Annotated in this window: 11 protein-coding genes; 6 read left to right on the top strand and 5 right to left on the bottom strand. The window is 67.5% G+C overall.

Features of this window, described 5'->3' with window-relative positions; translation table 11 throughout:
* Nucleotides 1-86: 86 nt before the first annotated feature.
* The 4 genes from AC56DV_RS16115 to AC56DV_RS16100 form a co-directional block, all read right to left on the bottom strand.
* On the bottom strand, nt 87-1,733 hold the full coding sequence (locus AC56DV_RS16115) for a response regulator (RefSeq protein WP_496315283.1): 1,647 nt from the start codon (nt 1,731-1,733) through the stop codon (nt 87-89).
* A 252-nt stretch (nt 1,734-1,985) separates the two neighbouring features.
* Entirely contained in the window at nt 1,986-3,575 is a 1,590-nt protein-coding gene (locus AC56DV_RS16110; RefSeq protein ID WP_496315282.1) for a DUF3369 domain-containing protein, read from the bottom strand.
* A 159-nt stretch (nt 3,576-3,734) separates the two neighbouring features.
* Nucleotides 3,735-4,757 (bottom strand): J domain-containing protein, encoded by a 1,023-nt coding sequence (locus tag AC56DV_RS16105; protein ID WP_496315281.1) that lies wholly within the window; start codon nt 4,755-4,757, stop codon nt 3,735-3,737.
* A gap of 143 nt (nt 4,758-4,900) precedes the next feature.
* Nucleotides 4,901-6,055: a class I SAM-dependent methyltransferase gene (locus AC56DV_RS16100; RefSeq protein ID WP_496315280.1), complete on the bottom strand. Its 1,155-nt coding sequence runs from the start codon at nt 6,053-6,055 to the stop codon at nt 4,901-4,903.
* Between the two features lie 33 nt (nt 6,056-6,088).
* Here AC56DV_RS16100 and AC56DV_RS16095 point away from each other — a divergent pair, with 33 nt between their 5' ends.
* The 6 genes from AC56DV_RS16095 to AC56DV_RS16070 all read left to right on the top strand — a co-directional run bounded on the left by AC56DV_RS16095 (nt 6,089) and on the right by AC56DV_RS16070 (nt 10,025).
* A complete protein-coding gene (locus tag AC56DV_RS16095) occupies nt 6,089-6,874 on the top strand; it encodes an SDR family oxidoreductase (RefSeq protein ID WP_496315279.1) in 786 nt (261 codons plus the stop codon).
* Nucleotides 6,875-6,906: 32 nt separating this feature from the next.
* Complete coding sequence (locus tag AC56DV_RS16090; protein ID WP_107869890.1) at nt 6,907-7,305, top strand: dihydroneopterin aldolase; 399 nt, start codon at nt 6,907-6,909, stop codon at nt 7,303-7,305.
* Nucleotides 7,305-8,243 (top strand): tRNA 2-thiocytidine(32) synthetase TtcA, encoded by a 939-nt coding sequence (gene ttcA, locus AC56DV_RS16085; RefSeq protein WP_496315278.1) that lies wholly within the window; start codon nt 7,305-7,307, stop codon nt 8,241-8,243. The genes AC56DV_RS16090 and ttcA overlap by 1 nt, the downstream gene beginning before the upstream one ends.
* A gap of 128 nt (nt 8,244-8,371) precedes the next feature.
* Nucleotides 8,372-8,698 carry an ArsR/SmtB family transcription factor gene (locus tag AC56DV_RS16080; RefSeq protein ID WP_496315277.1) on the top strand — a complete coding sequence of 109 codons (327 nt, stop codon included), beginning with the start codon at nt 8,372-8,374 and terminating at the stop codon, nt 8,696-8,698.
* 13 nt (nt 8,699-8,711) lie between these two features.
* Nucleotides 8,712-9,677 (top strand): acyl-CoA desaturase, encoded by a 966-nt coding sequence (locus AC56DV_RS16075; RefSeq protein WP_496315276.1) that lies wholly within the window; start codon nt 8,712-8,714, stop codon nt 9,675-9,677.
* Nucleotides 9,678-9,686: 9 nt separating this feature from the next.
* Nucleotides 9,687-10,025, top strand: coding sequence for a hypothetical protein (locus AC56DV_RS16070; RefSeq protein WP_496315275.1), 339 nt, complete (start codon nt 9,687-9,689; stop codon nt 10,023-10,025).
* A gap of 33 nt (nt 10,026-10,058) precedes the next feature.
* Here AC56DV_RS16070 and AC56DV_RS16065 read toward each other — a convergent pair whose 3' ends face one another.
* A complete protein-coding gene (locus AC56DV_RS16065; protein ID WP_496315274.1) occupies nt 10,059-11,837 on the bottom strand; it encodes a M14 family metallopeptidase in 1,779 nt (592 codons plus the stop codon).
* Nucleotides 11,838-11,842 lie beyond the last annotated feature (5 nt).

Here is an 11,842-nt window from a genome sequence, read left to right as displayed (position 1 = left end):
CGGAACCGGGAGAAGCTGCAGACGGCATGGCGCGTTGTCCTGTATAGGTGGCAAGACCATTGTAGCGCCGCCCGCCGCGCTGGGCGCTACATTGCCGCCAGCCGTCCGGCGCGGATGTTGTATTTCTTCAATATGTCGAGGTGCAGCGCGGACAGCGCGGTCAGTTTCGGGTTGACCGGGTCCAGCCGCCGCACGCTGGCGATCAGGTTCAGCGCGTCCTGCCCCAGCATCTCGTCCCAGCCGGTGTTCTCCAGGCACTTGAGCACCGCCACGGCCGCGTTGAACACCACCTGGCCGTTCTCGGGCAGCTTGGCCACCGCTTCCATCATCAGCTCCACCGCGCCGCGGAAATCGCCTTCCTTGGCGCGCGCCGCGCCCACCGCCACCATGTCCACCACCTCCTGCCGGCTCTCGGCCGCCAGCTGCTGCGCCAGCTCGCCCTGCCCGGCGTCCTCCAGCACCCGCATGGCCTTGGCCATGGCGGCGGCGCTGCCGGCGTTGCGCATCACGCCGCGCAGCACTTCGGCGGCCTGCTCCGGCTTGCCGCCTTCCAGGCAGGTGCGCGCCAGCTCCAGCCGCAGTTCGTTGGACAGGCCGGCGGCGCGGCGGCAGCCGGCCAGCGCGAAGTGGATGGACTCCGCCAGCCGCGCCTCGTTGCCGGTGTATTCGTGCAGCATGGCCGAGGAAATGGCGCTGCACACGGCGGTGTTGCGCTGCCCGGCCAGCGACTTGTCGAGGTCGCGGATCACGGCGGCGGCCTGCACCGGGTCGCCCTTGCGCACCAGCGCCGACACCAGCCGCGCATGGTCTTCGGGGTCGCGGAATTCGGAGAAGCGGGCCTTGCTGACCACCTGCTTGTAGGCCTGCTCGGCCGCGTCCAGGTCGCCCGCCTCGAGCGCCACCTCGCCCAGCCGGCGCAAGCGCCGCACCGCGTGCGGGGACAGCTCCACCGCCGCGCTCAGCACGGCCTGCGCGCGGCTCCAGTCGCTGCCCACCTCGTGGGTGCGCGCCAGCCAGTCGTAGGCGTCCAGGAAGCGCTTGTTCTGCTCCACCAGCGCTTCCAGCACGGCTTGCGATTCCTCGTGCGCGCCGCGCAGGAACATGCACTTGGCCTGGCCCAGCCGGGCCCAGTGGATGTTCCTGCTGGCGTACAGCTCAGCGTAGATGGGTTCGGCCAGTTCCGGCTCGCCCAGTTCCACGTGCAGCTCGGCGCGCAGGCGCTGGAAGTCGGCCGCGTAGCGCGGCTGCGCCTGCTCGCCGTCCACGCAGGCGGCGATGGCGCCGCGCTGGTCGCCCAGCGCCACCAGCTGGCGGATGCCGGCCAGCGCGTTGCGCTTGTCGAGCGCGCGCGCGATGCGCTCGAGCATATTGTCGGCCGTGAAAGGTTTCAGGATGTAGTCGTTCGGCTGCAGCTCGGCGGCGCTGACCACCTTGTTGAACTGGCCCTCGCCGGTGACCATGAAGAACAGCGTGGCGGGCTGGATCAGCCGGTGGTGGCGCAAGTCCTCCAGCATCTGCTGGCCGTCCTGGCCGCCGTCCAGGCTGTATTCGCACAGCACGATGTCGTAGGTCTTGCTGGACAGCATGCGCACCGCCTGGCCGGAACTGCTGGCGTCCTCGATGCGGGTGACGCCGCACAGGTTGAGCATATTGTGCAGGCTGGCGCGCATGCCCGGATGGGGCTCGATGATGAGCGCGCCAAGACCGGTGCTGAGACCCGTGAAGTGATTCATCGTTAATTTTCCGCTATCCGGCTGCGCATGGGCGGGGCGCACGTGACGGCAGCGGCGCGCAGGGATGCGGCGGCAGGCTGCCTATGGGCAAAGTATAGTACGGACGGGTGAAGATTGGAGAGATTTGGAGAGATTTGGAAGGATTCGGGGCGGATTTCGGGACAAATGCGGCGCAATCCGCGGCCGTGGCGGGGCTAAGCCGCCACAGCCGGGGGAGCGATGCGGCCCGCCCAGCTGCAGTTCAGCCGCGGCTCAGGTGGCCGATGGCGGCTGCTGGCCCAGCGCCGGGTCGCGCTCGATGACGTCCAGCAGCGCCTGCACCACTTCCGGATCGAACTGGCTGCCGCTGCGGGCCTTGATGTAAGTCATCACTTCCGAGTAAGGCCACGGCTCCTTGTACGACCGCTCGTGCAGCAGCGAATCGAACACGTCCACCACCGCCACGATGCGGGCCGAAATCGGGATAGCGCGTCCCTTCAGGCCGTTCGGATAGCCCTGGCCATCGAAATGCTCGTGGTGGCCGCCGGCGATCTCGGCGCCGAAGTGCAGGTAGCTGGGGCCGTCCACCATGTTAGCGGCGCGCTCCAGTATCGTGCGGCCCACCTCGGCGTGGGTCTGCATCTGCACCCGCTCTTCCGGCGTGTGCGCGCCCGGCTTGAGCAGGATATGGTCGGGCGTGGCCACCTTGCCCACGTCGTGCAGGATGCTGGCCAGGCCTATCATGTCCAGCAGCTGCGGGGTCAGCTCGTCCTCGTACACGCCGCGCTCCTTCATGCGCGCGGCGATGGCCGACGACAGCGCCTGCACCCGGCGCACATGGCCGCCGGTGCCGCTGTCGCGGAACTCGGCCAGGTCGGCCAGCGCCACCACGGTGGCTTCCTGCGCCTTGCGCAGCTGGCCGAACATGTACAGGTTGTCGAACGCGGCCGCGATGCGCTGGCAGAACACTTCCAGCAGGTCGCGCTGGATCTGCGCCAGCGGCCACGGCGGCGTGACGGAAATGGCCACTTCGCGTTCCTGGGTGTGGATGAACAGCACGTTGGCGGGATGTTCGAACTGGCTTTTCTTCTCGGCAAAGGCCTTGGCGATGGTCGGCCACAGCGGGTGGTCGGCCGGCATGAGCTCGTTCTGCGCCAGCGGCGCGTAGCCGCCGGTGGCGGCCACCACGGTGGCCGGGCCGGTGTCGCCCTGCATCAGGCACAGCACGCCGTCGGCGCCCACGTCGAGGATGGCGGAGACCTGGTTCAGCACGCCCGAGGCGAACTCGCGCAGCGAATGGATCTGGTACAGATTGGTGGCGCCGGCCAGGATCTTGCCCAGCCCCACGCGGCTGCGCTCGAGCATGTTCAGGCTCTCGTAGGCGCGCAGCGCCGAGATCACCGTGGTGAACAGCTTCTGCGTGGTCAGCTCGGTCTTGGCCTTGTAGTCGTTGATGTCGTACTCGATGATGACGCGCTGCTCGGGCGCCTGGCCAGGCTGGCCGGTGCGCAGCACCACGCGCACGATGGCGTTGTGCAACTCCTCGCGGATGCGGCGCGCCAGCAGCAGGCCGGCGTCGTCAGTCTCCATCACCACGTCCAGCAGCACCAGGGCGATGTCGGGGGTGTCGCGCAGGATGTCGAAGGCTTCGCGCCCGCTGTAGGCCGAGAACAGCTCCAGCTCGCGGCCCTTGAAACTGACATTGCGCAGCGCCAGCCGGGTCACCGCGTGCACGTCGACGTCGTCGTCGACGATCAGCACGCGCCACAGGCGCTGGTCCGGCGCGGGCAGACCGACAGCGGGTGCTTCCTCTTCATCCTCGTCGAGCAACCAGTTGTCGTCTGCAGCGTTTGAATCGGTCATACATTCTCCAAGGTCGCGCGATGCCGCGCGGATACGCTCTGCCGACGCTCACTCTCTGGTTCCCAGCATAATCAGATTTTAATAGCCTGACAACCCCTGCCGTCCTGCGCGCCGCATCCTGGCAACAATGGCCGCGCGATAAAAACCCGCGCCGGCCGCCTACGGCGCCGGCCGGCGGCAGCCGGCCTTGTCGGCGGCGGGATCGATATTCTGGTAACGGATTTCGTATTTGCCGCTGGCCAGCTTGTCGACCACCCAGCTGTCGCGCGCCAGCACGTAGGCGTAGCGCACGTTCGACTTGCGCTCCAGGTCGTACACCTTGATGAAAACGGCCGAGTCGTTGCCGCCGTTGTCCAGCGTCAGCTGCATGTCCTCGCCCTTGTTCTGGACCGGGAAGCCTTCCACGTAGCCGGACTGCGCCGGCCACGGCTCGCCGTTGGGCGCGGTCGACGCCGCGGCCTGGGCGTCGCTGTCGCAATCGGCCGCGGCGGTGGCGGCCGTGCCCGGCAGCACCACCTGCGACAGCGCCACCACCTTGATCAGCGGCGCGCGCAGCACGCCGCTCTCGGCGGCGTAGGGCTTGGCGACGGCCCAGCTGTCGGCCAGCGCGTCGCCCTTGGCGTCCGGCCGGGCGCCGGGCGCCGGCACGCCGGCAGCGGCGGCCGAGGAAGCGCCGGCCGGCGCGCCGCCCGCCGATGCGCTCAGTTCGCTCTTATTGCCCAGCGCGGCGGCCAGCACCGCCTGCAGGCGCGGCTGGCCGGCCGACACCACGCCGCCCACCCAGCCCACCACCAGGCTAACGCCCAGCGCCAGGCCCCATTTCCAGTTGCGGCGCCAGGCCGAGCGCACCGCGCGCGGCTCGTCCATGTGCTCGGGCCAGGCATGGTCCGGTCCCGCGTGGCGGGCCGGCTTGTGGCCGTCCTCGTGGCGCGTGCTTTCCAGCCACTCGATTTCCCACTCCTCGGCGGCGATCCACTCGTCGTGCTCCTTGCGCCGCTGCGGATCGGCCAGCGTGCCGTAGGCGCTGTTGAGGATGGCCATGATGCGCGCCGCCTTCTCGTCGCCGGGATTCTTGTCGGGGTGGTACTTTTGGCTGAGCGCCTTGTAGGCGGCACGTATGACTTCCTGCGGCGCCATGCGCGCCACTTTCAGGTTGTCATAGTGAGTGTGTATCTTTCCCATCGTTCCATTAACTTTTCGACAAGCGCGCCGCGACGGGGGACCGCGCTGAATCGACCATCATAGCTGATTCCGGGCCGCCAATCCCATCTTACAACCGATGAACAGCTGATGAAAAGCGTGGCAATTCGGGCAATGGCGGACGATTACAGCCGGTGGCTGCGGTCGGACGCCGCCAGCGCGGGCGGCAGTTCCACGTTCTTGCCTATGACCAACACTTTGAACAGCTCGCCCATCTCGGCCGGGGACAGCAGCCGCTGCAGGGCGTTCGCCTGTGGCAAATACGCCATAGCGTCGGACGGGTCGGTGCGCAGCAGCAGCTCGCCGACCCCGGCGCCGATCAGGAAGGAAGCCTGGTTCATATAGGCCAGCACGTCGGCGCCCGCGTCCTGCGCCGCCACGGCCATGGCGGTGAAGTCGACGTGGGCGGTGATGTCCTGCAGGCCGGGCAGGTAGAACGGCTCGGCGTGCGCGTGGTGGCGGTAGTGGCACATCAGGGTGCCCTTGTCGCGCTGGTCCAGGTAGTACTCGTGGCCGGGGAAGCCGTAGTCGAACAGGAAGGCGGCGCCGCTGCCCCTGGCCATCATGCGCGCCAGCGTGGCCATGAAGCCGCAGGCGGTGCCGTGCAGCTCGGTCTCGTAGCCCTCGGGCAATTCGGCTTCCTGCTCGGCGCCGATCTGGCTGGCCAGCTGCTGCCGCAGTTCCCCGCTCAGCGCGTGTTCTTCATAGGCGAAGCTGCCGTCTGCCACGGTGACGTGCAGCTCGCGCCAGCCGGCGGCGGTCTTGCGCGCCAGGTGCACCGGCATCGCGTCCAGCACCTCGTTGCCGAACACCACGCCGTCCCAGGAGTCGGGCAAGGCGTCCAGCCACACCACTTGCGGGAAGGCGCGCAGCTTTTCCTGCTGGCGCGCGCGCAGCTCGCCGGACAGCTCGACGATGGCGTACTGCTCCAGCGCCACGCCGGCGGCGGCCAGCTCGGTCAGGATGTCGAAGGCCAGCTTGCCGGTGCCGGCGCCGAACTCGAGGATGCGGGGCGCGCTTTGAGCGATAATAGCGGCTGCCACGCGGGCCAGCGCGGCGCCGAACAGCGGCGTCAGCTCGGGGGCGGTTGTAAAATCGCCATCCTTGCCCAGCTTGGCGGCGCCGCCGCTGTAGTAGCCCAGTCCGGGCGCGTACAGGGCCAGCTCCATGAAGCGGGCAAAGGGAATGGCGCCCGAGGCGCGCTCGATGTCGGCGGCGATCAGGCGCTGCAGGGCGTGGGACGCGGCCAGCGCGTCGCTAGAGGGTGCGGGTAGGGACATCCCGGCATTTTAAACAATTCGACGGAACTATTCATGACTCAGGCAGACAACACGGCAGGCGCTGCGGTAAAGGTCGCGCTGGTGACCGGCGCCGGGCGCCGCATCGGCCGCGCCATCGCGCTCGGCATGGCGCAGGCCGGCTGGGACGTGGCCGTGCACTACCGCCACTCGCTGGCCGAGGCGCAGCAGGTGGTGGCCGAGATCGCCGCCATGGGCCGGCGCGCCATCGCCCTGCCCTGCGACCTGGCCGACGAGGCCGCCGTGCGGCGCCTGCTGCCGCAGGCGGTGGCCGTGCTGGGGCCGGTGTCCTGCGTGGTCAACAACGCCTCGCTGTTCGACTACGACAGCGCGGCCGACTTCACGCTGGCGCGGCTGGAAGCGCACATGGCGGCCAACGTGGCCGCGCCCATCCTGCTGGCGCAGGCGCTGCACGCGGCCACGCCGGACGGCGCCCAGGCCGTGGTTTTGAATCTGCTGGACCAAAAACTGTACAATCTCAATCCCGACTTCCTGTCCTACACCTTGTCCAAGGCCGCGCTGCATACGGCCACGACCTTGCTGGCGCAGGAACTGGCGCCGAAAGTGCGCGTGGTCGGCATCGCGCCCGGCATCACGCTGGTGTCCGGCGAGCAGAGCGAGGCCGGCTTCGCCAAGGCGCACACGCAAACGCCGCTGGGCCGGTCCAGCACGCCGGAGGACATCGTGGCCGCCGTGCTGTACGCGGCCGGCGCGCGCGCGCTGACCGGCAGCACCCTGCTGGTGGACGGCGGCCAGCATTTGACGGCCTCGCCGCGCGACGTGATGTTCCTCGCGAAATAACTATTCATACTCTTTATACTGAAAGCTCAACCATGCTGTCCGCCCTGACCCACCCCCGGCTCCAAGACTGCCGCCGCCTGTTCCTGCGCAACTACGAAGTGCTGATCAACATCGGCGTGCACGATTTCGAGAAGAAGGGCGAGCAGCGCGTCCTGATCAATGTGGACCTGTACATTCCGCTGGCGCTGTCGACGCCGACCGCCGACGAGCTGCACGAAGTGGTGGACTACGACTTCATGCGCGACACCATCGCGCGCCGCATGGCCGAGGGCCATGTGCACCTGCAGGAAACCCTGTGCGACGACGTGGTCAAAGCCATGCTGTCGCACCCGCGCGTGCGCGCCGTGCGCGTGTCGACCATGAAGCCGGACGTCTACCCGGATTGCGAAGGCGTGGGCGTGGAAGTATTCCAGATCAAGGACAACGTGTAATGAACGCAGTAATGGAAAACCTGAACGCCGGGGCGGCCGTGCCGGCCAGCGGCAAGTCGGCCGAAAAGATCGCGCTGGAAAACAACAAGCTGCACAAGCGGCTGTGCCGCCTGGTGGGCCAGGCCATCGGCGACTTCAACATGATCGAGGACGGCGACAAGGTGATGGTGTGCCTGTCCGGCGGCAAGGACAGCTACGCGCTGCTGGACATCCTGATGACCCTGCGCGAGCGCGCGCCGATCAACTTCGAGCTCGTGGCGGTCAACCTGGACCAGAAGCAGCCCAACTTCCCGGCCCACATCCTGCCGGCCTACCTGGACAAGCTGGGCATCCCCTACCACATTGAAAACCAGGACACCTACAGCATCGTCAAGCGCCTGATCCCGGAAGGCAAGACCACCTGCTCGCTGTGCTCGCGCCTGCGGCGCGGCATCCTGTACCGCGTGGCCGACGAGCTGGGCTGCAACAAGATCGCCCTCGGCCACCACCGCGACGACATCCTGGAAACCTTCTTCCTCAACATGTTCTTCGGCGGCAAGCTCAAAGGCATGCCGGCCAAGCTGGTGTCGGACGACGGCAAGCACATGGTGATCCGCCCGATGGCCTATGTGAAGGAAGTGGACACCGAGCGCTACGCCGAAGTGAAGGGCTTCCCGATCATCCCGTGCGACCTGTGCGGCTCGCAGGAAAACCTGCAGCGCAAGCAGATCAAGGGCTTGATGCGCGAATGGGAGAAGAAGCACCCGGGCCGGGTGGACAACATCTTCTCGTCGCTGTCGACGGTGGTGCCGTCGCACCTGATGGACCGCGACCTGTTCGGCTTCCAGGACATCAAGGCCGACGGCCGGGCCAACCCGCTGGGCGACATCGCCTTCGACGAAGAGCCCTGCTCCACGCCAAGCACCCTGCCCGGCGCCATCCCGCTGCAGCCGCTGTAATCCTCCCCCGTGGCGGCCCCTTGCGCCGCCACACACTCCTCCGCCTGCTCCCGGCATTTTCTTCTTGACCCGGCGTTCGCGCAGGTTTAATGTATTAACGAATTCGTTAATCATCTAATTTAGTCATCATGTCCCTCGACAAAGTTTTTGAAGCGCTCGCCTCGGCGCCACGCCGCAAGATCCTGGCTTATCTGGCCGAAGCGGAGATGAACACGTCCGAACTGGCGGCGCGCTTCGAGATGAGCGCGCCGGCGATTTCGCGCCACCTGTCGGTGCTGGAAAACGCGGGGCTGATCAGCAGCGAACGGCGCGGCCAGTTCGTGTTCTACAAGCTCACCGCCGACAACGTCGCCAACACGCTCACCAGCTACGCGCTGGAACTGTGCCCCACCGGCAGGCCGCTCAAACGCGAGTCCGCCGCCATCGCCGCGGGGCGGCGCAACCGCAAAGACTAGACTGGAGAAAACCATGCCTCCGATGCCAGACAGCCTGAAACAGCATCGCGTCCACAGCGCGGATCCCGCAGGCGTCATGCGGGGCACGGTGCGCTACGCGCCGCGCAAGTCGCTGTGGTTCAGCGGCATGGCCGGCGCCGCGCTGATCGGCGGCATCGCCACCTTCACCTGGACCGCCTTCGCCCTCTTCCTTGCCGCCACCGCATTCGTGCTGCTGTTCGGCCACTCGCTGGGCAGCCACCGCAAGCTGATACACGACAGCTTCCAATGCCCTAAATGGCTGGAGTACGCGCTGGTGTATTGCGGCGTGCAGGTTGGCCTGGCCGGTCCGCTCGGCCTGCTGCGCCAGCATGAATTGCGCGACTACGCGCAGCGCATGCCCGGCTGCCATGACTACCTGCGCCACGGCCGCGGTTTCTGGCGCGACGGCTGGTGGCAGATCCATTGCGACCTGGCGCTGGACACGCCGCCCGCCATCCAGCTGGAAGCGGCCATCGAAAACGACCGCTTCTACCGCTTCCTGGAACGCACCTGGATGCTGCAGCAGCTGCCGCCAGCCCTGCTGCTGTATGCCGCCGGCGGCTGGGGCTTCGTGGCGTGGGGCTTGTGTGCCCGCATCACGGCGGGCATCTTCGGACACTGGCTGATCGGCTACTTCGCGCACAACCACGGCCCCATGCACGCCGAGGTGAGCGGCGCGGCGGTACAGGGCCACAACATCCGCTTCGTGTCCTTGCTGACCATGGGCGAATGCTGGCACAACAACCATCACGCCTATCCGGGATCGGCTTGCCTCGGCCTGTACGCAGGCGAATGGGACCCGGGCTGGTGGACCTTGCTGGTGCTGCGCCGCGCCGGCCTGGTGTGGGGCTTGCGCCTGCCGCACCAGCTGCCGCCCCGTCCCGAGCTGCGCAAGCTGGATGCGCTGCCGCACTCCCCTTGCATCGCCCCTCCGCTCATGAGCACTATCTCAACTTAAGGATATGCCATGAAGGTCGATAACAACACAGGCGTCGTGCAAGGCAAGCTGGAAGCCGTCAAGAAAATGTCCGGGGCCGATTTCGACGCGGCGCTGGCCGGCGCCATGGATGGCGGCAGCGCCAGGCCGAAGACGGCGGCGGATGAACTGGAAGCCTACGTGAAGATGTCGCCCGCCGAGCGCATGCGCGACGCGCTGCTGAAAAAGCTTGGCGTGACCGAAGAAGAACTGGAAGCCATGCCGCCGGAGCAGCGCAAGGCCTTCGAGGAAAAAATTTCCGAACTGGTGAAAGAGGAAATGGCGAAGACCGAGCAGAAAAAAGGCACCCGCGTGGACACGAGTGCCTGAGCGCGCGCCTGACTCGCTACCCGAGCCGCAGCGTTAACGCGCCACGGCGCTGCGCATCACCGGGTACAGCTTGAAGCGCTCGTCCCACGACGCGTGGCGGCGGGCGAAGAATTCCAGGCGCTGCGCGGAACTGGCGGCGAAGGCCGGGTCGGTGTCCAGCTTGCGCTTGAACTCGGCCGCAACCGCCGGGTCCTTCAGCTGCTCGCGCGCCACCTCCTCGGCCACGTAATCCTCCATGTATTCCTTGCGCTCGAAGGCGTTGTTGAACGCGCCCCAGGCCAGCAGCGAGTCGGCGCTCAGCGGCTCCAGCATGGCCATCACCAGGCGCGACTTGGCCTGCGCGATGGGCACGAACAGCGCGCCCCGGCCCACTTCGCGCGCTTCCTTCTGCCACGCGCCTTCCACCGCCAGCGCCTGGCGGCCTTCAAACGACTGCACGCCGAATTTGTTCTTGTCGGCGCGGAAGGTCTCCACCTCCACCGCGCCCAGGTCCGCGTTCAATACCTTGTAGCTGATGCCGTGCTGCTTCAGCTTGGCCGCCACCATGGCCGCCTGCGCGGCCGGCACCAGGTAGCCGCCGGCAGGCGCCGCCACCTGCAAATTCGGCACCACTTCCTCGCGCAGGGGCAAAGTCCACATCTGCGGCTTGCTCTCGTCGTAGCGGGTCCACAGCGCGCCGGACACGTCGGACGGCGTGCGCGTGTATTCATAGCCGGCGAACTGGATCATCTTGGTGCGGTCGGTGGTGCGGTAGCTGAGCGGCACCAGCTGGTTGCCCAGGTTGAGCGCGCGCGCGTCCGCCTCCTGCGCCAGCTTGCGCCACTCGGCGCCGTGCTCGGCCACCTGCGACAGCAGCGACACGATGGTGTTGCGCGTCACGCGCACGCGGGTCGGATAGTCTTTCCACGAATGGGTTTCCACCAGCATGGCGAAGCGGTTACGCAGCGGGAAGTAGCCGGTGGAGAAGCGCGGCGGCGACATGCTGTCCTCGAAGCCGGACTGCGGATCGTCGGTCTTGGCGAAGGAGATGTAGAAATGCTTGGGATCGGAACCCTGCTTGCGCAGGTCGTCCATCACGGCGTCGCGCAGCGCCACGCCGGCCGGCATCAGCGCCGCGTCGCCGCCGTGCACCGGCTCCACCTGGATCGACACGTCCGGCTGGAACTTGGCGCCGTTGGTCACGTGCAGGTCGATGTAGGCCAGCGGGTCCCAGGCGTTCACCAGCGCCAGCATGGCCTGCATTTCCGGCGCGTCGGCCTTCACGTAGTCGCGGTTCAGGTTGTAGTTCTGCGCCGTGGTGCGCCAGCCCATGGCGACCGGGCCGCGCTGGTTGGGACGGTTCCACTGGCCGAAGCGCTCGTGGCCGTCGACGTTAAACACCGGCACGAACAGCAGCACCTGCTTGTCCAGCGCGCCGGGCGCAGCCTTGCCTTCGAGCGCCTCGCGCAGCGCCAGGAAGCCGGCGTCCTTGCCGTCGATCTCGCCGGCATGGATGCCGCCCTGCACCAGCAGCACCGGCAGGCCGCGCTGCTTGGCCTGCTCCGCCGTCAGCGCGCCGCTGCGCGACACGGCCAGCGCCAGCATCGGCCGGCCTTCCGGCGTGCGGCCGAATTCGAAGCAGCGCACTTGCTTGGGGTAGGCCAGCTGGAAGGCCTTGCACAGCTGCTGGACTTCCTCGTAGCGGCCGGTCTGCAGGAAGCCGGAGCGCTCCGCGACGGTGACCAGCGGGGATGGCGCGGCGGCATGGGCCAGGGACCAATGGGGCAGAGGCAAAGCAGCGGACAGGGCGAGCAGCAGGGCACTACGTTTCATGTATC

Source organism: Massilia sp. BGA-UO-ETr-WB1 (assembly GCF_059567845.1).
The sequence above is the reverse complement of the archived record's forward strand: the minus strand, read 5'-3'. Positions and strand labels throughout refer to the sequence as shown.

Coding starts and splice junctions, on each gene's coding strand:
- AC56DV_RS16115 (WP_496315283.1), bottom strand. CDS start 1,733: ATGAATCACTTCACGGGTCTCAGCACCGGTCTTGGCGCGCTCATCATC.
- AC56DV_RS16080 (WP_496315277.1), top strand. CDS start 8,372: ATGTCCCTCGACAAAGTTTTTGAAGCGCTCGCCTCGGCGCCACGCCGC.
- AC56DV_RS16090 (WP_107869890.1), top strand. CDS start 6,907: ATGCTGTCCGCCCTGACCCACCCCCGGCTCCAAGACTGCCGCCGCCTG.
- AC56DV_RS16070 (WP_496315275.1), top strand. CDS start 9,687: ATGAAGGTCGATAACAACACAGGCGTCGTGCAAGGCAAGCTGGAAGCC.
- AC56DV_RS16110 (WP_496315282.1), bottom strand. CDS start 3,575: ATGACCGATTCAAACGCTGCAGACGACAACTGGTTGCTCGACGAGGAT.
- ttcA (WP_496315278.1), top strand. CDS start 7,305: ATGAACGCAGTAATGGAAAACCTGAACGCCGGGGCGGCCGTGCCGGCC.
- AC56DV_RS16105 (WP_496315281.1), bottom strand. CDS start 4,757: ATGGGAAAGATACACACTCACTATGACAACCTGAAAGTGGCGCGCATG.
- AC56DV_RS16065 (WP_496315274.1), bottom strand. CDS start 11,837: ATGAAACGTAGTGCCCTGCTGCTCGCCCTGTCCGCTGCTTTGCCTCTG.
- AC56DV_RS16100 (WP_496315280.1), bottom strand. CDS start 6,055: ATGTCCCTACCCGCACCCTCTAGCGACGCGCTGGCCGCGTCCCACGCC.
- AC56DV_RS16095 (WP_496315279.1), top strand. CDS start 6,089: ATGACTCAGGCAGACAACACGGCAGGCGCTGCGGTAAAGGTCGCGCTG.
- AC56DV_RS16075 (WP_496315276.1), top strand. CDS start 8,712: ATGCCTCCGATGCCAGACAGCCTGAAACAGCATCGCGTCCACAGCGCG.